The following is a 19,406-nucleotide window of genomic DNA, read 5'->3' on the forward strand; positions in this document are numbered from 1 at the left end:
AGATTATTTAATTGACTGTTTTAGCACCGCCTCAATCAGCCCCCGAAAGAGGGGATGTGGTTTCTCTGGTCGACTCTTAAATTCTGGATGGGCCTGTGTTGCCACAAAATAGGGATGAGTAGGAAGTTCGATATATTCGATAAGTCTGCTATTATGTGATGTGCCAGAGAGGACGAGACCATTTTGACGGAGGATATCGTGTTTATCTGGTGAGACTTCGTAGCGATGACGATGGCGGTCTGAGATTATTCCCCCCTGAGAAGGGGGGGTAGGGGGGGTTTCCCCACTCTCAGAACCCCCCATTTTTCATTCTCAATCCCCCTTTGATTCCCCCTTTATCAAGGGGGCACTATCTGATTTTTTTAATTGACCTGCTTTCTCATACAGTGCATATATCAGACTTCCTTCTGCTACTTCTGCCTCCTGATGTCCGAGACGGAGGGTACCTCATTTATCGATTGTATCATTTTGATCTGGCAAGTATTCGATAAAATTGGTTCCACAGGGTTGGAGAAATTCCGAGGACGTTGCATCTTTTACACCACAGACATTTCTCGCAAATTCTATCACAGCGAGCTGAAGTCCGAGGCAGATACCGAGGAAGGGAATATTATTTTCTCGTGCAAACTTGATTGCTGTGATTTTTCCTTCGATACCTCGTGAACCAAAACCACCTGGGATAATCAGTCCATCTATTTTTCCTTCTTGCTGTAATTGTTTGAGAACATTCTCATCTTTTTCGATATCTTCAGAATTCACCCAATGTCGGTGGACTTTGGTGGCGTGATAGGCGCCTGCATGGACGAGAGCTTCCCGGACACTCATATAGGCGTCTTCCAGCTCGGCGTATTTTCCGATGATAGCGATATGGACTTCTTGTTTTGGCGTGATGATATTATCCACAAATTGTTTCCAGGTTGTGAGATTGGTGGTTGTTTTTGGGAGATTGAGCACGGTTTCTATTTTTTCTTTGAGGCCTTGTTTTTCAAAAAGAAGAGGGACTTCATAAATAGTTCTCGCATCGAGGGCTTCTATAATATCGGATTCTTCGACATCGGTGTAGAGAGAAATCTTTGGCTTCAATTCTTGTGGCATCGGTTTTGAGCAACGAGTCACGAGGATATTTGGTTGGATACCGGCTTCACGCAGTTGTCGTGTGGAGAGCTGAATGGCCTTGGTTTTAAATTCTCCAGATGCCTCCATATAGAGGAGAGGGACGACGTGAACATAGCAGACATTTTCTTTGCCAATATCTTTTCGCATCTGACGAATTGCCTCGATAAAAACAGGGCTCTCAGCATCGCCGACGAGGCCGCCAATTTCGACAATCAGGATTTCTGCTTTTTCTGCTTGCTCACGAATCCTTCTCTTGATCTCATCCGTAATATGAGGGATAACTTGCACGGTTTTCCCCAGATAATCCCCGCGACGTTCTTTTTCTATGACGGTCAGATAGATTTTTCCTGTCGTGGGGTTGCATCCCTTATCGAGATTGATATCGACAAATCGTTCGTAATTTCCGACATCGAGATCGGTCTCTGCACCATCTTCCGTCACATAGACTTCGCCATGCTCGTAGGGAGACATCGTCCCTGCATCGACCTGGAGATAGGGGTCTATCTTCATCATATTGACGGAATATCCAGAGGATTTGAAAAGACGACCTATCGATGAGGCCGTCACTCATTTTCCGAGACCAGATATTATTCCTCCTGTCACAAATATGATTTTCATAAAAGTGTTATTATCCGAGGGTAATAATTTTTTTCGAAAAAGCAAAAATGAAATAAATATTAGCACCTAACCAATTTACGTGCCAAATAGTTTGCATTTTCGAGAAAGAGCATTATACTCGTCCTCGTATTTATTCTTTATTATTTTTCTTATGGCGCACGTACTTACATCGAGTGATTTTGATAGCACGATTGCTTCCGGGGTGACTTTGGTTGATTTTTATGCTGATTGGTGTGGTCCATGTCAGCGGCTGATTCCTATTATTGATGATCTCGCTAAAATGTATGAGGGGCGTGCAAATATTTGCAAACTCGATGTCGATGTATCAGGGAGTATCGCTCAAAGATATGGGATTATGAGTATCCCAACCGTTCTCCTCTTTAAAGAAGGCCAACTCGTCGAAAAGGTCGTGGGGCTTCAATCAGAAGGGGATCTTGTTAGCTTAGTTGATAAGCATCTCGTATAGTTATGGCGAGCATATTTCTCTATATCATTTCTGGACTGGCTTTCTTTTTAAGAGTATTGTATTGGTGTATTATCATCGATGTTCTTTTGAGTTGGCTTTCTATCCTCGGTGTACGAGTTATCATCGGTCCGCTCGTGAGTATCACACAACCGCTCTATGCTGTTGTCCGTAAAATTCTCCCAACTACCATCGGCATTATCGACATTACTCCGATTATTCTTATTCTTCTTTTGGATGTAATAGCGACGCTCGGCATACCTTTTTTGATAAAACTTATACAATACTAACGTATGATTCTTGATATTGCATCTTTTGCTCACAGTCTTATCGCAGACATTGCCTGAGATGTGAAAAAACTGCAAACACAACCACGACTCATCGTCATCGTAGTAGGAGATGATCCTGCGAGCGCTGTCTATGTGCGTAATAAGATACGAAGATGTGCAGACGCTGGAATGCAGTGAGAGGTCCTGCATTTTGAAAATACTATTTCCGAGGATGCTCTTATTCAAGAAATCCAAACACTCAATAATGATAGTTCTGTGACAGGCATTCTCGTACAATCACCACTTCCTCAGCATATTGATGCACAAGAAGTTTTTAATCATATTCATCCACTCAAAGATGTGGATGGTTTTTCTGCTGCCAATATCACTCAACTCTATTCTGGCGACGAGAGTGGTCTCGTGCCATGCACACCAAAAGGAATTATAAAAATCATAGAATGGTACCTTACTTCAATACAAAATACAAAGGACAAAATACACAATGAAGGAAATGTTTTGGCGGGGAAGAAAGCTGTCGTCATCGGAAAGAGTACTATCGTTGGCAAACCACTCGCTATGATGCTCCTCAATGCTGGCGCTACCGTGACCGTGTGTCATAGTCGCACAAAAGACCTCAAAGAGCATACTCTTCAGGCGGATATCGTGATCTCAGCTGTCGGGAAGAAACATCTTATCACGGCCGATATGATCCATGAAAAATCCCTTGTTATCGATGTGGGTATTTGTGTGGAAGAGATGGATGATAGACGATATCTTTTTGGGGATTGTGATACTCAGAATATAGCTCCAAAAGCTGATATCACCCCTGTCCCTGGATGAGTTGGACCGATGACTATCGCGATGCTCCTCGCAAATACGCTCCTGGCTCATTCACTCCAATGAAAACAATAAGGTCCTCTCTTCTGGTGACTTTTTGTATTTTCGCAGCATTTGTATGTGGCATGTATTTTCAAAAATCTTTTATTTCGAGCATTGAAAAAAATCCTTCCATAACCCCGCGGGTCTATCTCGAACAACTCAAAACCAAAATCAATATTCGTCGAGAGGGGAGTGTCGATATCTATCTGAATGGTGCCAAAATGGAAGACGATCGAGTACTGGATCTCAAAAAATAGATGTTGTTTTGAAAGGTGTCTTTTCTTGCAAAATGGGATTTCTCCTTACTATAGTACTATGTTTCTTACTCTTCTACTCCTGATCGCACTTCTCGCAAATATCTGGCTCAGCTGGGTACTCGGAGCATGGGCTGGTGTTGTCGTATTTCTTATTAGTATTCCTGTCGTAGCGGTTCTTGTGATCGGAGGTGGAGTTGCTGTAGGATTGGTAAATGTTTTGATAGGGAGGAAATATGAACAGAGTTATATGAAGCGATTTTGGATATGATTTGTCCGTGGATGGGCCTGGCTCATATGTGTTATTTGGCTATTGCCCTGGTGAATATTTGGTATTGTTCTTGGAACCAATCAATGGGCTCCAGCGACTCTCCCCCGTATTACTATTTCAAACGGTGACAAAACGGTTATTTTTCAATCGATGATGCATATCGCTTCGCCGACTTTTTATGCTGATATTCGTGCAGATATGCAGCGGTTAGTAGGTCAAGACTATGTCTTTTTTTATGAAGGAGTGCGCCCTGGGACGACAGAGAATCTGGAAAAACTCGGGACACTTCTCGGTACCGATATTTCTCCAGAAATGTATGACACTATTGGGAAAGTAGCTGGACTGGTTTCTCAGACGCCGGAAGCGTTTACCGCTATTCTCCCGAGTACCAATGTCGATATCTCAACGGATGACATTGTCCGTATTGCAGAAAGTACCAATATCTCGGTACCGACGACCTCTCAAACAGACCTCTTTCATCAACTCGAGCTGTATTATCCTCGCATGAACTCATCGCAAAAATATATCGCTCAAGCTTTTTCACGAGCAGCGATGAATATCCTTCTTCGTGTCTATGAGCGTCCTGATCTCATCGCACAACTTGAGATGCAAATTCCTGTATTTTCTGTGATTCTCTGAGAAAGAAATAAAAATATAGTGAGCACTATCGAATCGACACCATCGCAAAAAATCTATATTCACTATGGAGCTATGCATTATGCAGGGGTACTTGCCTTGCTCCAAGCAAAAGATCCTCGTTGGAAAGAAATTTCTCGGACTGAATTTGTGGTCATACGATAGATTTGCATTTTTTTTCTATTCCTTATAATATTTTTATGAAAATGAAATCCTCCATACTGATTTTTGTTATTGTGATTGTTGTCGGAGTTTTTGCTGGCATACTCTTCTCCCGATCAAATAATATACAATCCCTCTCCTCACAAAGTATTCGTACTGATGAGACAGATTCAGGAGTACCAGCGATTCAATCGCTGGATACTCAAACATCTCGAGAAGTTATCGTGAGTCGTGAACAAGAAATCAAAAACCTGAAGCAGGAACTTTTAGAGACTGTCAATGATCCAGATAAAGCCCTTGAAATACGTCGTCGACTCCAAATACTGCAGGCAGATATTCAGAAATAGTCTTACAGTCATTTTTTTATCGTCCAAGTTCCGTCGTGAAGTATGGATAATTTGTTGAAGGGAGAGTATGTATATCATCTCAGATATTTTTTCTTTGTAGATTCATCGCAAAAAAACTACTCATCACACCAGCATCTGCCGCATTTTTTGGCACATAAAAGACGAGCGAAGCACTCATCATGAGCATCATGCTTCCGAGGAGGGCGGCCATCATATATGGGCTTTTTTCTGTCATAGCTGCATCATATCATATTAGGGGTTGATATGTCAAATATTTCCTTACACTATTTTTATGCATCGTCACGAATTTTTCTTTTGACTCGTCCGTATACCTCTGGAACTTAGCATTGTCGTTTTGGCGTTTTGGATTGCTCGGACAATTCGTATCTCTACTGACCTTATTCCTGGCGTTCAGCTCCCAGCACGATCTCTGGAGACACCATATTTATTATGACTTGCTATCGTGAGTTATGGTATTATCGGAATCATCTTTGCTTTTCAACGCCTGTATGCTATCGACCGAATGATGGGGATTCTCGAAGAAGTCTTTACGATTATAAAATCTCTTTTTGTGGGGTTCTTTGTGATGATCGGCCTCATTTATCTGACGAATGGTTTCCCGTATGACACTATTTTGATTCCACGGCTTATCCTTCTCTACGCCTTTATTCTCTGTCTGATGGGTATTATTATTGAGCGTTTTTTCATCAAGCAGGCACGCCTCTTTGGTATTCGTCGAAAATGGCTTGCTACGAAAAAGGTTCTCCTCGTCATCAATCATTCTGAGGCAGATCTCGAAAAGATATTGCAAGCGGATCAATACACTGATATCGTCGGTTATCTTTCCCCCTTTGAACAAAAAAGTCATTTTCCTTATCTCGGGACGATTAGTCAGCATGCGGATGTTATTGCGCAGTATACCATAGAAGAAATCATTGTTCTCTCGCATGATCTACCATACGAAATCAAAAAATCATTGTTTGAATACTGTCAGATCCATGGTATTCGTTACCGATATGTGGGCAATCTCTATGAGACCACGAAGCAAAATGCGCATATTGATTTTGTCGGGCGCATCCCCTTTATTGAAATCCGCACGATTGGCATCACTTCATGGTGACGTGTGATAAAAAGACTTTTTGACCTCGTGGTAGGAGTAGTTCTCTTGATATTTTTTATCCCATTTGGACTTATTATGAGCCTCTTGATATTACTTGAATCCCAGGGAAATCCCTTTTATGCGAGTGTACGCGTATGACGAAATAACATCCTCTTTTCTATGATGAAGTTTCGCTCTATGGTAGAAAACGCCGACCATCTGAAAGGTGGTATGCTCGAATCAAATGAACGCCATGACGGTCCGCTTTTTAAGATCAAGCACGATCCCCGTATCACCAAGATTGGGAGATTTATGCGTAAATGGTCTATTGATGAACTTCCTCAAATTCTCAATGTACTTCGTGGCGATATGAGTTTTATCTGACCTCGCCCGCATCTTCCAGAAGAAGTCGCACGATATACTGATAGACAAAAACAGGTTCTTACGATCAAGCCAGGCATTACCGGTATGGCACAGGTATATTGACGGGATACAAACACCTTTGATCGAGAAGTAGAACTCGATCTATTTTACATAGAAAATTGGAGTCTTCTTCTCGACACCAAGATACTTCTTCTGACGTTCCGTGCTATTTTTCAGGGGAAGTAAAAATAATAAAATTGACAAGAGGGCTTGTCAGACGAAAATAATCTCTATAATCCCCCTGTCTATGTCAGAACGAGGTTTTTCTCCTCCATCTCATCATCCGATACCACTCACTCGAGAAAAGCTCCGTGAGATGCAAAGAAAGTTTGCTGAGACGAGTAAGCGTCTTGAAAATATCAAGGAACTGGAAGAAACACACCCAGAAGATATAGATCATCCTGAGTGGATTTAGAAAAATTAAGAATTAAAAGGTAAGAATTAAGAATTGACGGATATCTGCTCATTTTTCTTTCTTCATTTTTCATTTTTAATTTGCGTAGCATCTGTGTAGCCGTAGTACAGCATAGAAGAACGTCCGCCGCGGCGGAGAAGAGTCACAGGTTCAAATCCATTGCAAGGATTTTCAGTATAGAGTTGTTTGTGTAGCCGTAGTTCAGCTGGAAGAACGCTTCCCTGCGAAGGAAGAGGTCACAGGTTCAAATCCTGTCGGTTACACCATATTTGAGTTGGAGACCATTTGACAATCGAGAGTATTTTTATATATTGTATGCGTGTCGCGGGGTAGAGCAGTGGTAGCTCGTCAGGCTCATAATCTGAAGGTCGATGGTTCGATCCCATCCCCCGCCACCAAAAGACATCAAAAAAATCCCCTCAATTTGAGGGGATTTTTACTTTACTGTGGATTTCTTAATTGGAAGTTCTTGGGATTTGGTTTATTGCCTCGTCAAAACCGCTTTTTCACTGGTTGAAATTTTACTTCTCAAGTTGATGCATGAAGAAACTCATCTGCTGGTATTTCTGCCACGATTTCTCCAGTTTTACAGGAGACAAAATGAATCAAATTGTATTTTATCGGGCGCTCTAAGATCGCGAAGTGCTCACCCTGTTCATTTTGACAAAATGATATATTTGTTAAATGACAGAGTGGTAGGATTTCTTTTTCTTCTCCACCAATATATATATAAAGATGACCTCACAGACATGCTCCAGTTTTTCTTGCTGATTCTGATCTCTCATGGTCTGGAATTGCTGGGATAACTCTCTGGTATGTTCCATCATAATTTGTGAGGCCACCAAACATTAATTCTTTTCAATTTTTTGTTACCAAATACATCCACTGGGAATCATCACGACGAAAAATCTGCATATCATTTCATACCTGAATAGGATTTGATAAATAACCCGATTCGCTTATTTCTGCTACTTGTAATATTTTCTGCCCTTCTGTTAATTCTCATGAAAAAGCTATATCTACAAAAGTTCAGTCAGTTTTCTTATGACAAATAAATATTCATGAACCAGGTTTTTCTGGGTCTGTAATTGTTTGCAATATATTCATTCCTCCTTGTAAAAAATCCTCGAGTAATGCATCTTTTCGAGTTTGTAATTCTTGTGCTTTTTTGGCTTCAAGAGCCTTTTTTTGCAATTCTTGAATCCCGTTTTGTATGTCTTTAATACTTTGTTGGGATAATCAACTCTCTATTTCGAAGCCGGGGTTTCCCAACGTCTCTATAAGTTCTCGATTACTCATTTTTCACGATAGACATGTGTCAAAACTTTCGAGCACACTCCTACGTAGTGCTAAAACTTGCAATATTTCAATCCTTTTTATTGCATCATCAAAAGCTTCCTGAGCTTCTTGTGATCCTAGAGTATCCTGTATTAAGAGATTTAAGACACTTTCAGAAACAGGAATTTTTTGGTTTAGATCTGTGAGGCCTTGGTGCACTTCCTCCTCTCTGCCTTCAGGGGCAAATGAGACGAAGTGGTCAATAGTGGACGGATTGAGATGAAGTATCATAAAAATATCTTACAAGTATAAATTGTAGTATTTTTATTTGGATGTCAATTTTTTGGACAGTGATGATTTTTAAAGCACCACAACCACAGGGCTCCTTCCCCAGACTTTATTGAGCATTTTCCCGAGTTCTTTTGCGAGAGCATCACGTGCATTTTTATCATTGTCTCCTGCCTTTTTTCCAGAGGTGAGTTTTTTGACCTCAGCGCTAATGGCTGTATGCGAAGCGGCGATTTCATCCGGGAAGAAGAGTCATCGAGACTCGACGACACCATCTTTACTATTGACGATGAGGACACCCTCTTCACCGATTTGGATGCGGTCTTGTATTGCACGAGAGCTGAGAGCTCCGATACTCATACCATCCACTCAGATTTGTTCCATCGGGATTTTCTTGCGTCAGAAAATAATCTCATGGTGACTGTCGAGTTCTACGATAGAACCATCTTCCAGCATTGGGACATTTTTTGGGTCCCATCCCATCTTCACAGCTTCACGCTTGAGTGTGAGTCGTTGTGTGATATCTCCATGAACGGGGATAATGTATTTCGGTTTGACGAGATTGATGAGAACTCGTTGCTCGATGATACCCCCATGTCATCCTGAGTGGACCTCATATTCCTTGATAGTGATAATCCTCGCTCAAAATCGATTGAGACGGTTCATCATCCCGATGATGGCGAGTTCGTTTCCAGGAATAATAGAAGAAGAGAGAATGATAGTATCGCGCGGTTTGATAGAGATATTCCTGTGATCTCATTTTGAGATAGTATTGAGCCCACCAAATTCTTCCCCCTGAGCACCAGTTGTGATAATAATTTGTTTATTTTCTGGGATACTCTCCATCGTTTTTTCGTCGAGCGGTTTCATGATACCTTCTTTGCATTTTAGGTAGCCGAGTTCTCGGGCGATAGCGACAGAATCGACCATGCTCCGTCAATTAATGAGGACGAATTTTCCGAGAGATTCTGCGATAGAGACGATATCTTGAATACGGCTAATGAGTGTTGAAAAGTTTCCGATGATGACTCTTTCGGGTGCATCTTGAATCAAAGAGCGCAATTCAGTGGAGACATTTGATTCTGATGCTGTCCATTCCTGTTTGTATGAGTTCGTTGTTTCTTGGAGGAGAATATCGATACCACGAGCAGCGATACGGGCATAGTTTTGGAGATCAGCTGGTTTATCGAGTCGTGGGAAAAATTCTATCTTGTAGTCACCCATATGCATAATGCGTACATTTGGCGTTTCGATATAGATACCACAGCTATCAGGGATTGTGTGGTTCACTCTGAAAAATTCATATTTGAAGACGCCAATATTTGAGAGTTTCCCACTGTCTGGGTTCACGGGGAAGAATTGTACTTTTCCACGGAGGCCTGCTTCTTCGAAGAATTTTTTTATAAATGCAATCGTAAATGGTGCTGCATAAATCGGTGGAAATCCGAGAGCGGGGATGATATTTTTGAGCGCGCCAATATGGTCGAGATGGCCATGTGTGACGAGCATCCCTTTGATTTTTTTTGTTTCTCAGAGGAGACAACGGATGTCTGGAAGAAGATAATCAAATCATGGACTTTCTCCACCACGAGCGAATTCGAGACCACCATCCACGAGGAGGATCTCATCATTATGCTCGATCATCGTCATATTGGCTCCGATAGTTCGGAGGCCTCCGATAGGGATAATACGAGTGATATTGCGCTCAAGTTTTGGAAGTGTCTGTGGTTCGTGAGATTTTGGAAATATCACAGGCACATTCAATCCCTTGAGAGTTGCTGGGGAGAGAGGAGGATTCTTTTGTACGAGAGGGTGTGGATGCTGTGATGTCTCAGCACCATGAGGTGGATGTACTGGAGGAAGCTGAAGTCGCTTAGAGGAACTATTCTTTGCAAATCCGCCCATGACTTTCCCCAGGATTTTCCCCGTTGGAGTTCACTCCTTTTTTGTGAGTGGTTGGATTGGCGAGGACGTTATCTGTGTCGAAAAGAAAGGTTTCTTTGGAGTCAATGGCGGATGTGTTCATACAGGTTTTTGTGCCATTTTTTGAGGCATAGCTGGTTGTGTGCTGGAAATAGGTGCTTTTGGCACGGGTTTTGGAGGTGTTCCTGACCCCGTATTTTGGGGTATGGAACCGAGCTCAGAATTGAGTTGCTCGAAAAAATCTGACATAATAAAAGGGTAAAAATAGAAGGGGGAATTCCCCTAAAAAAGAAATAATAAAAAGAACACTGTCGCTTATCTACCGTGTAGCGGCAGAGGTACACTAAAAAATCTTAAAGAATTTTTGTATCACAAGGGAGAGAGTGGTGTGAGAAAGTATTCATGAATATCAAAAAACCGATTGCATCGACTCCATTGATAGCCACGAACGTGTTTCTGTGAGGGTTGGTAGTTTGTTTTGTTTACTCTTATGTTACCAGAGTATTTCTCAGGTTTCCAGTATTTATATCTTGACTCGTGTTGTTTTAAGTTGGCAGTATATTTTCGCTTACTCTGCAAAGAGTATAGGGGAATATTTTATTTTGCAAGTTTATTCGTGAGACTCAAATTTCAATAATGGGAGCATATGTTGAAATTTGTATGTCGAACAATCCCGCCAAAGGCGGTAGACGTAAGTCTATGATTGGAATAAGCTTTCATCATTTTCACGGACCCAAGCAGTTGTTTTTCCTTTTCCAAACCATGGCCAGACGAGATAATCCGCAAACGTATTCATGCCAGCCCTTTTGTCATCAAAAGAATTCATAGCAAGCTCAAAATGGAGGTGGTAGAGATATTGTTTACTCGGAACAGCAGAATCTCAGACATGCCCCACCGTTGTTCCTGCGCCTACATAATCACCTACCTGGAGACTAGCAGGAATATCCTGCATATGAGCATAGATAGCGACGTGCCCAGAGAGTGTCTTGAGATACACTGTATTTCCTCGATAGACATCGAGATTTTCTTGTCGATTGAGCTCATTATCACCAGACAGAAGGTGATCCATTTCAGACCATGAAAAATCTCTCTTGATATGTACAATCATTCACTCTTCTATAGCGCGTACTGGCGTTCATTGATTGACGTAGAGGTCCCACCCATGATGAATTCCGTCTGTGGATTCTGCACGAAATGGGCGGAGAGAATTAGGGAGAAAAGTGTCCTTTTCTGGTAATTTGGTTCATTCAATAGGGAGAAGAAAATGATTATTACGTGCCTCCAGAATAGCTTGAATATTTCTAATAATTTTTCGTGTTTTGAGCGTCGAAAGTTTTGTATCAGTATTAATGAGCGTGGTTATCTTGATCGTATTTTTGAGCGTTTCTGTTGAAAAGTCAGAGAGTGTATCTATTGGGATATTTTTTTGGTTCAGAGGAAGGATATATTTCTTTCCTTTGTAGGATATCAGAGGCACTTTGCAATCTTTACCAGGTTTCCATTGTAGTGTAGAAGTATGTTCATCTTGTTTTAGAATGATTCTCTCGTCTTCACATTCTGAGATAAGATCTGCAGGGTTGCCACTATTGATACGCAATAAGAGGGAATTGCCCGTGTCGAGCTTTGTAATACCCGAATAGAGAATAGTGAGTGCATCGATTGCTGGGACTGTTTCGCGTCGTGGTTCGGATATGATCGTGCTGGGAGAGAAGCCGAGTAACACTACTCAAATAGTGAGAAAAGAAGAGTAGATTGTGAGGCGAACAGAATTCATAATACAAAAGATTGTAATGGTAATAAGAAAAAATCAATGACCTTAAAGTCGAAAATAGGATGCTAATTTTACGGGTATAGTATGAGCAAAAGTGCGATATTTTTTTCCGTGTGGTAATCAGGCAAAAATAGCCACGAGTCACCATCCGAGTAAAAAACCCACGAGAATATCGCCAGGATAATGGATTCCTGCAAGCACTCTAGCCGTTACGGTGAGTATTCAGAGAGAGAGAAATCCTATGACGATACGTTTCTTCCCCAAGAGAATATGGAGTGCCCACCATGAAGCTCCTAAAAACATCGCATGTCCAGAAGGGAAAGAGTTATCTGGTAAATGTGTAATAAGTGCGGGGATGGACCCGATAGTTTCTGGTCGTGGTCTCACTGGAAGAAGCTGATTAATAACCCAATAGATAGTAAAGGCACCTAAGACATGCCAGAAAAGATCTAGAGCGACGTGTTTTGGTCCGTTATCTTTTTGGTACACTCCATAGATCCAGAGTCCTATCAAAAACACTCCGAAAACAATAGGATGTAAATCGGTAAAAAAGAGAATTACAGGATGAGTCCATTCCATATTTGCTATACTGGAACGCATGATTTCCAGTATTTTTGCATCAATATTTTGGAGAAAAGTAAGGAGAGCGGTCAGCATTTTTTAAAGAGGAAGAGGATAATTTTTTCTAGTATATTGGAGATCGTTTGAGTTTCCACGAAAGGTAATCACATTGCTTGCTGGAAGATTTCCAGCAACTCCTGGTAATATCTTGAGGAGATTCAAGTGTTCTGAGAATTTTTTCTCTACCTCCTGGATTGTGTGGCACTCTTTTTCGCCTGACTTATTCGCTGACGTCAGAAAGAGGGGGCTACGGATGTAGGGAAGTGTTTCTTTTGAGAGACAGGCCTCCGCGACGCGAAATCCAACTACTGTATATCCATAAGCATCCAAAAGAGGGTATTCATCTCGAAAGTCTTCACGTACTTCAGAAAGAATAGTAAAGGGGAATTTATAGGTACGTAAAAAATTCACTTGAGCCGGTGAAAGTGTCGTTTCATAGAGGAGGTCTTCCCATGATGGAACCATTATAGCGATAGGTTTTTTTGGGTCTCTTCCCTTGAGACTCACAAGAAGCTCATATCATTTTTTATCATCCAGACGACATCCAAAACCGATACACGTATCGGTAGGTATAACAAATATTTTCGAGTCCATATCTGTTTAGCTTATTAAATAGCCCATTTTTTGCAACTCAAATACGAAGAAGACTCATTGCAAATAAGCTATTTATGGTGTGTAATAGAGCTTGGGCACAGAAGAGTGGTATTTTTATTTTTTTGCCATCGTACAAGCCGCGGTATCTGTTGTACGGCGAGCCATCTAAAAATGCTGGCGAATTTCATTTCATTTTTTAGAACCATATCAACGAGCTTCTTCATATCTTCCAGGGTCATATCTGGTTTTCTGAATAGACCATCCTTATAACAAGAACTACAATACATGGTACTGGTGGTACCATCTTTCTCTGAACCTCCCCCATTTTTATCTTTTTTGAGAGGCATGCCGCAGGATTGACATTGTTTATATATTTTATTCATAGTTATTTTGTAGTAAGAGAAATAAAAAGCATATTTTTTAAAGTGAAGATTCTATTAGTGCGTACATTCCAATCCCAGCCGCGACGGCGACATTGAGGGATTCTTTCTTCCCGAGCATCGGGAGATGACAAATATGTTCTGCGATTTCTTGTGCCATTTTGGAGACTCATTCGAGTTCATTGCCGACGATAAGTGCGATTGAAGTTGGTTTTTTTAGATCGAAAAGATTGCTACTTATTTCATTTTTTTCCAGAGCAATAATGGTACATCATTGTTTTTTGTAGTACTCAATAGCATCTTGTATTTCGACGAAGTATTCCCATGGAACAAAATTTTCTGCTCAGAGAGCCGTCTTTGATATTTCCTCTCGTGGTGGAGTGGGTGTATATCCTACGAGGGCAACTCGATCAAATCCAGCACCATCGGCGGTGCGAAATATGGCACCGACATTATTGAGTGATCTGATATTTTCGAGAATGATAACATGCATACGAAAATAAGTATATCTTTTTTTTGGGAAATTGCTATCATACGGTCATGCAGATTTACATCAAATCATACTGCCCGTACTGTGTTAAGCTTATCTCGCTTCTTGATGGAGAAAAGATACCGTATGAGGTCATCGATATCAACAAGCAACCAGATCAAAGAGTCACTATGGAAAAACTCTCAGGACATACTGGTGTTCCTCAAGTTGCGCTTCGAGATATCATCATCTATGATTATGATACCGAAGAAACATTGGTGGCTGATATCCGCAGTCTCCTGTGAATGGAAGAACGGACAAATATTACGAGCCAGTTTACTCTTTTGACATAATAATATGACCTGTATTTCTATCGATAACCAAAGCCCAGATTCTCTCATCTATGATCAAGGAGGAGTAGTTATAGTGTTTGACCAAACTCATGCAGAAGAAGCAATGACTCGCACAATACTTATCAAGAATAATACACAACTAGAGTGGTATGGCGTAATGACAGGAGGTTCTCACTACAGGATTCATTTTGTAACAGAGTCATGAAAAAGTTTGGTACATATATTATTTTTGTCTTATAATGATAAACAGATTCAGGTCACAGTTCAGTCTACTCTCGATCAATCTCATACATCGACGGATATTCATTTACTTTCACTCGTAGCCGATAACGGCAGTATTGATCTCAATGGTACTGTGGAGATTACTTCTTGAATCGAAAAAGTTTCTGGACACATTTTAGAAGAAAATATCTTTCTCGGATCACGATGACAGATACGTGTACTTCCATCACTTCTCGTGCATTCTGATGACGTAGAAGCATGACACGCGGCGCGTATCGAACGAATATCAGATGAGAAACTGTATTACCTCCGAGCTCGTGGCATTCCTCGTGATGATGCCGTTGTGATGATGATCAAAAGTTCTGTATTTTGACTTTTTTCTTGACTGGACGAAGAGAAAAAAGAAGAGATAATGTCTCATGTTCTTGCTATCCTATAAAATCCTATGAAATATTCTCGCCTTATTATTTTTTCTGTTCTTATCCTCGATGTCATCAGTATCGGTATTATGATTCCTGCCTTTGAAGGCATGCAGCAGCTCTACCATCTCACGACTTGGAACGTTTCCATTTTTGGTCTTTCTCTCCTTCTACAACCGGGGACACTTATTGCACTCGGTATGTCATTGTATGCGCTGTGTGCGTTTTTTAGTGCACCACTCCTGGGTATCATATCTGATCGTTTTGGACGAAAGAGACCATTGTTATTTTCCGTTCTTGGGACGTGTCTTGCCTATGTTATTCTGATGCTGACACAGAGTTATTGGCTGTATCTCTTTTCCCGTATTGTGAATGGTCTTACAGGAGGCAATATCAGTATTATACAGGCGATACTTGCTGATCTCTCAAAAACAACTGAAGAAAGAAATAAAAATTTTTGACTTCTCTGAGCGATTTTTGGTATTGGATTTATCATTGGACCATTACTCGGCACTGTGCTTCTCAAGGTAAGCACTATCGAATCTATCTTTATTTTTTGAGCGATTTTGGCTGCTCTTGAGTCTATCGCAATAGCATTCTATTATCGAGAAACCCATCATCCTGATAAAGGGATTTCTCTCTCTCTGAATATTATATCGCCATTTGTAGAGTATTTTTCTTCTCCAAAAATTTCACACTATCTTTGGTCCTATTTTGTTTTCAATACGGGTATATTCTTGTTTCAGTCTGTGATGACTCTGGCGATGTTTCAGTATTTTCAGGTTCCAGGAGAAAATATTGGATTTTTTCTGGCCATTCAATGAGCACTCATAGCCATAAACCAATCTCTTTTGTATCCGCGTTTTTGGACAAAGAAATTTTCGCCACGCACTCTTATCATCGGACTTCATATCGTCGGTATCATCACTTTTGTAATTATGGGAATACTCCATAATTTTACACTTTTTGCTCTTCTGTGGCTTGCGATTTCTCCGCTTTGATCGTTCGTTGGAGCTCTTTATACGACGGAAGTCATCGCGCATACGGACAGAAGCAATGCCGGATGAGTGAATGGTATTTTAGCTTCCATTGGTTCTCTCACGATGATTATCGGTCCGATGATAGGATGATTTATGCTTTCTACGAGTATTCGAACATTTTTTGGAACAGCAATTTTTATTGCCCTCAGCTTTATCATTATAGGATTTTATTTCTCTTCAAAAAAATCAAAATATGAAATGGTTTAAAAAACGAAAAAAAACTTCTGAACCTTCTTGGAAAATATCTACCAAGATCCCCCCAATTCAATCTGAGACACTCATTCGTTCTCGAGTGAATAAAGTATCCTCTTTTGAATATGCACGAGTAGTAACCCAATTTTTTTGAAGATATTTTCGGACTGTAGGTTGGATTTTTTTATGAGGTATTCTCATAACTTCTTTTATAGTTCTGTTTACGACACCATTTTTCTCGCTCAAATCTGAAAAAATTGAACTGGTTCTCGACCCAGAACCTGTCTTTGATCGTTCGGCTATTATGACCTTGTTACGTGATTTTTCTGGTAAAAATATTTTTCGTCTTACTGCGACGGAGATTTTTACCTCTCTCCAAGAAAATATTCGCCATATTCAATCGGTCGAAAAAACACTCCTTCTGCCTGACGGTATACGTATCAAAGTCGTTTCTTCAGGGCCTATTTATCGTGCTTTTATTGGTGATGAAGTGTTTCTTCTTACAAAAAATGGACAGCTCATCGCAGATATCCCGGAAATCGATATATCTTCTCTGCGTATTCATAATCTCATTCCTGATTTGAGCGGGACACAAAATACGACACTCCCAACAACTGATACGCTCATTATCCAAGAAATAGAAAAACTCTGGTATCATGAACTTCCTAATTTTCCGATAGAAGCCATCGATTATTATGACCAGGAAAAAGAACTTCATATAACGAGCCAAGGGACTCGGTTTATTTTTACACTTTTTGGATGATCTGAACAATTACGTCTTACGAGACAGATGAAGCAAATTGATATCGTTAAACAACTTCAGATGATTACTCTCCTTATTAACCAGGAAAAGATTTTCCCAAAACGATATCTCACTATCGATATTCGTGTGCCCAAAAAACTCTATGTGTGCCCTCGTGATAATGTAGATTGCAAGAATAATCTGATACGTATCTATGGTATCTAATATCGATTCCATTTTCCAAAGCTCACGATTTGTTGGTTACTTTTTGTGAAAAAAGTAACCAACAGCATCTAAGGAGCAAAAACTCGTCTCCTCATTCTGTTTGTTGTTGTGCATTTTTTCATTTTCTCGTATTTCCCTAACCCGCATAAGCTCGTACCCAGGCAAATATTTTGATGAGATTTGTTTCTTTGATACTAATTTTTGTGATATCCCAAACCTTTTTTGGTATCACATCTTTCTCGTAGGCAGATCCGATAAATACATTTCAAAAAATACGTGACTTCAGAAAAGTGTATTTTTTTTGTATCAGAGTGTTTCCTTGTGCTCTCTTGAGAAATTCCTTGTTATGGAAGACATACATCGTAAAACTTTCCGCAAAATCTTCATATTGATTCGTCGATGCGTATCCAGAGACAAAAGATGATCCAGAAAGTCACGCCTTCATAATACTGGGTTTCACCCAACTGATGGCATAAAATTCTTCCGATGGATCAGCCTTTTTGAGCTTTTTTTTGAGCGTGTAAATATCGATCATATGAGCGATTTCATGAACGAGCACCTTTGAGACCTCCGGGAGATTACTGATACGACTCGAGAGCGTGATACTCTCATTGTACATTTGTCACCTCGGTTCTACACGGCTTGTATCGACAATGATAGAGAATTTCCAGAGTGCATCACGAAAATATGCACCAGTCACTACGGTCCAGAGCGTTTCTGTATATCATTTTGGAGCAGATGATGTTTCTGGTGTGACAGTTATTTCCACAGGTGAGGTGAATTTTTCATCACTTTTTGCCTTTTTTTCTGGTTCTGATATCGTTTTTTGCATTGTGTCTTCGAGACTCTCTGTTTTTTCTGTCACTTTTTTTGCCTTTTCTGGAGGCATTTCTTTGAGAGCACTTTGTATGGCTTGCTTATTCTCTACGAGATAAAAAATGATGTCTTCTGAATTTTCTTTTTTAGTCACTTTTGTAGCAGCATTTTTTGGAGCTGTATCAGTTGTGTATGTTTTCTTTGTGGAGAGATTTTCATACGATTGTTCACTCGCATTGTAGAGCCGTATCGTCCCAAAAATAGATTGAAAAATACTCAAGAGAATCAACACAAGAGAAAAATATCATAAAAACTGTAGTAGAAATGTTTTTTTAGGGAAAAATTTCATAGATGATATTAATGATGGCATTGACAATAATTGTTGCAGAAAGCATCAATAAAAAACCAAGAAGAACGGATATAAGTTTTGATTTTGTTGATTCTTTTGCTTCTGTGTTTCCTGGGATTACCATCAAGATTCCTAACCAAATTATGATACCTACTCCTATATAAAATGCACCTGTTTGTACTAATTTAACTGCCTGTTGGGTAAATGTCATAAAATCCGATCCAGGGGTTGTGATACTGAGGTTTGGGGATGATCCATCTTTTATACCACCCTTTGGAAAACAATTATTAAAATCTGATGCTGGATTTCCAGTAAAAGAACATTCTGCAAAAACAGAGAGGGTACTTATGGCAAGTATTCAGAGAATACAAAATATTTTTTTCATATTAATTGATATTGAGACTGGACAAAAAGGAGACAATAAAATATGCAAAAGGAATTAGAGCGAGTCAGATAATGATGTATCAGAGTGATTTCATTGCAGTAGATACTTCTTCCATGTTTCCTGGTGCCCAGAGAAGTTTCGCACCTGCCCAAATGATGTAGATAATTGCTATAACTCCCACGAGAGCAAAAATCCAATACTGTATTTCTTGTGCGATAGAGGTGTAGCTGATTGCGTGCGACCCAGAGGATGCGTCTGGGATTATTTTTTGCACAACCTGTGTCAGCTCCTCTTTGGAAATGGTAGCAAAAACTTCATGACAGAAGAGTCCATTTGAGATCAATACTATCAAGAGATATCCTAAAATGTTCACTCTTTTTTTCATAA

24 protein-coding genes and 2 tRNA genes are annotated in these 19,406 nt (G+C 40.2%); 14 read left to right on the plus strand and 12 right to left on the minus strand.

What is annotated here, in order from left to right; all coding sequences use genetic code 25:
* Nucleotides 1-3: 3 nt before the first annotated feature.
* Nucleotides 4-1,734 carry a CTP synthase gene (locus tag WC753_03180; GenBank protein ID MFA6080457.1) on the minus strand — a complete coding sequence of 577 codons (1,731 nt, stop codon included), beginning with the start codon at nt 1,732-1,734 and terminating at the stop codon, nt 4-6.
* 151 nt (nt 1,735-1,885) lie between these two features.
* Between WC753_03180 and trxA the strand changes: the two genes are divergently transcribed.
* From trxA to WC753_03210, 6 genes are read left to right on the plus strand one after another with little or no spacing between them, the layout of a single operon-like run.
* The gene (trxA, locus tag WC753_03185; GenBank protein ID MFA6080458.1) at nt 1,886-2,200 is read left to right on the plus strand and encodes a thioredoxin; all 315 of its coding nucleotides are present in this window, start codon (nt 1,886-1,888) and stop codon (nt 2,198-2,200) included.
* Nucleotides 2,201-2,202: 2 nt separating this feature from the next.
* Entirely contained in the window at nt 2,203-2,487 is a 285-nt protein-coding gene (locus WC753_03190) for a YggT family protein (protein ID MFA6080459.1), read from the plus strand.
* Between the two features lie 3 nt (nt 2,488-2,490).
* Nucleotides 2,491-3,378, plus strand: a complete 888-nt coding sequence (locus WC753_03195; protein MFA6080460.1) for a bifunctional 5,10-methylenetetrahydrofolate dehydrogenase/5,10-methenyltetrahydrofolate cyclohydrolase — start codon at nt 2,491-2,493, stop codon at nt 3,376-3,378.
* A gap of 50 nt (nt 3,379-3,428) precedes the next feature.
* Complete coding sequence (locus WC753_03200; protein MFA6080461.1) at nt 3,429-3,602, plus strand: hypothetical protein; 174 nt, start codon at nt 3,429-3,431, stop codon at nt 3,600-3,602.
* Nucleotides 3,603-3,660: 58 nt separating this feature from the next.
* Nucleotides 3,661-4,671 carry a hypothetical protein gene (locus tag WC753_03205; GenBank protein MFA6080462.1) on the plus strand — a complete coding sequence of 337 codons (1,011 nt, stop codon included), beginning with the start codon at nt 3,661-3,663 and terminating at the stop codon, nt 4,669-4,671.
* 35 nt (nt 4,672-4,706) lie between these two features.
* Nucleotides 4,707-5,015: a hypothetical protein gene (locus tag WC753_03210; protein MFA6080463.1), complete on the plus strand. Its 309-nt coding sequence runs from the start codon at nt 4,707-4,709 to the stop codon at nt 5,013-5,015.
* Nucleotides 5,016-5,031: 16 nt separating this feature from the next.
* Here WC753_03210 and WC753_03215 read toward each other — a convergent pair whose 3' ends face one another.
* Nucleotides 5,032-5,250, minus strand: a complete 219-nt coding sequence (locus tag WC753_03215) for a hypothetical protein (protein ID MFA6080464.1) — start codon at nt 5,248-5,250, stop codon at nt 5,032-5,034.
* A 57-nt stretch (nt 5,251-5,307) separates the two neighbouring features.
* Here WC753_03215 and WC753_03220 point away from each other — a divergent pair, with 57 nt between their 5' ends.
* From WC753_03220 to WC753_03235, 4 genes are all read left to right on the plus strand, one after another.
* Entirely contained in the window at nt 5,308-6,723 is a 1,416-nt protein-coding gene (locus WC753_03220) for a sugar transferase (protein ID MFA6080465.1), read from the plus strand.
* 61 nt (nt 6,724-6,784) lie between these two features.
* Nucleotides 6,785-6,952 (plus strand): hypothetical protein, encoded by a 168-nt coding sequence (locus WC753_03225; GenBank protein ID MFA6080466.1) that lies wholly within the window; start codon nt 6,785-6,787, stop codon nt 6,950-6,952.
* Nucleotides 6,953-7,142: 190 nt separating this feature from the next.
* Nucleotides 7,143-7,218, plus strand: a tRNA-Arg gene (locus WC753_03230).
* Between the two features lie 57 nt (nt 7,219-7,275).
* Nucleotides 7,276-7,350, plus strand: a tRNA-Met gene (locus WC753_03235).
* A gap of 43 nt (nt 7,351-7,393) precedes the next feature.
* Here WC753_03235 and WC753_03240 read toward each other — a convergent pair.
* From WC753_03240 to WC753_03270, 7 genes are all read right to left on the minus strand, one after another.
* Nucleotides 7,394-8,521, minus strand: a complete 1,128-nt coding sequence (locus tag WC753_03240) for a hypothetical protein (GenBank protein MFA6080467.1) — start codon at nt 8,519-8,521, stop codon at nt 7,394-7,396.
* A gap of 69 nt (nt 8,522-8,590) precedes the next feature.
* Complete coding sequence (locus WC753_03245; GenBank protein ID MFA6080468.1) at nt 8,591-10,690, minus strand: ribonuclease J; 2,100 nt, start codon at nt 10,688-10,690, stop codon at nt 8,591-8,593.
* A 448-nt stretch (nt 10,691-11,138) separates the two neighbouring features.
* On the minus strand, nt 11,139-12,215 hold the full coding sequence (locus WC753_03250; protein ID MFA6080469.1) for a M23 family metallopeptidase: 1,077 nt from the start codon (nt 12,213-12,215) through the stop codon (nt 11,139-11,141).
* A gap of 42 nt (nt 12,216-12,257) precedes the next feature.
* Nucleotides 12,258-12,869, minus strand: a complete 612-nt coding sequence (locus WC753_03255) for a phosphatase PAP2 family protein (GenBank protein MFA6080470.1) — start codon at nt 12,867-12,869, stop codon at nt 12,258-12,260.
* A gap of 3 nt (nt 12,870-12,872) precedes the next feature.
* The gene (locus WC753_03260) at nt 12,873-13,427 is read right to left on the minus strand and encodes a Sua5/YciO/YrdC/YwlC family protein (protein MFA6080471.1); all 555 of its coding nucleotides are present in this window, start codon (nt 13,425-13,427) and stop codon (nt 12,873-12,875) included.
* A 68-nt stretch (nt 13,428-13,495) separates the two neighbouring features.
* On the minus strand, nt 13,496-13,810 hold the full coding sequence (locus tag WC753_03265) for a zinc ribbon domain-containing protein (GenBank protein MFA6080472.1): 315 nt from the start codon (nt 13,808-13,810) through the stop codon (nt 13,496-13,498).
* A 37-nt stretch (nt 13,811-13,847) separates the two neighbouring features.
* Entirely contained in the window at nt 13,848-14,300 is a 453-nt protein-coding gene (locus WC753_03270) for a TrmH family RNA methyltransferase (protein ID MFA6080473.1), read from the minus strand.
* A 47-nt stretch (nt 14,301-14,347) separates the two neighbouring features.
* Between WC753_03270 and WC753_03275 the strand changes: the two genes are divergently transcribed.
* From WC753_03275 to WC753_03290, 4 genes are read left to right on the plus strand one after another with little or no spacing between them, the layout of a single operon-like run.
* The gene (locus WC753_03275; protein ID MFA6080474.1) at nt 14,348-14,629 is read left to right on the plus strand and encodes a glutaredoxin; all 282 of its coding nucleotides are present in this window, start codon (nt 14,348-14,350) and stop codon (nt 14,627-14,629) included.
* Between the two features lie 4 nt (nt 14,630-14,633).
* Nucleotides 14,634-15,290 carry a SufD family Fe-S cluster assembly protein gene (locus WC753_03280; GenBank protein MFA6080475.1) on the plus strand — a complete coding sequence of 219 codons (657 nt, stop codon included), beginning with the start codon at nt 14,634-14,636 and terminating at the stop codon, nt 15,288-15,290.
* 6 nt (nt 15,291-15,296) lie between these two features.
* Entirely contained in the window at nt 15,297-16,517 is a 1,221-nt protein-coding gene (locus WC753_03285; protein MFA6080476.1) for an MFS transporter, read from the plus strand.
* Complete coding sequence (locus tag WC753_03290) at nt 16,504-17,469, plus strand: hypothetical protein (GenBank protein MFA6080477.1); 966 nt, start codon at nt 16,504-16,506, stop codon at nt 17,467-17,469. Before WC753_03285 ends, WC753_03290 begins: the two co-directional genes overlap by 14 nt.
* Before the next feature lie 136 nt (nt 17,470-17,605).
* On the opposite strand, the gene WC753_03295 is transcribed toward WC753_03290, so the two are convergent.
* Genes WC753_03295 through WC753_03305 form a run of 3 tightly spaced genes read right to left on the minus strand, consistent with a single transcriptional unit; the run spans nt 17,606 to nt 19,404 of the window.
* Nucleotides 17,606-18,634 (minus strand): hypothetical protein, encoded by a 1,029-nt coding sequence (locus tag WC753_03295; GenBank protein MFA6080478.1) that lies wholly within the window; start codon nt 18,632-18,634, stop codon nt 17,606-17,608.
* Nucleotides 18,618-19,019, minus strand: a complete 402-nt coding sequence (locus WC753_03300) for a hypothetical protein (GenBank protein MFA6080479.1) — start codon at nt 19,017-19,019, stop codon at nt 18,618-18,620. Before WC753_03300 ends, WC753_03295 begins: the two co-directional genes overlap by 17 nt.
* A gap of 1 nt (nt 19,020) precedes the next feature.
* Complete coding sequence (locus WC753_03305; GenBank protein ID MFA6080480.1) at nt 19,021-19,404, minus strand: pilin; 384 nt, start codon at nt 19,402-19,404, stop codon at nt 19,021-19,023.
* Between the last annotated feature and the right edge of the window lie 2 nt (nt 19,405-19,406).

The organism is Candidatus Gracilibacteria bacterium (genome assembly GCA_041660965.1).
Taxonomy (GTDB): Bacteria; Patescibacteriota; Gracilibacteria; order BD1-5; family JAGOOR01; genus JAGOOR01.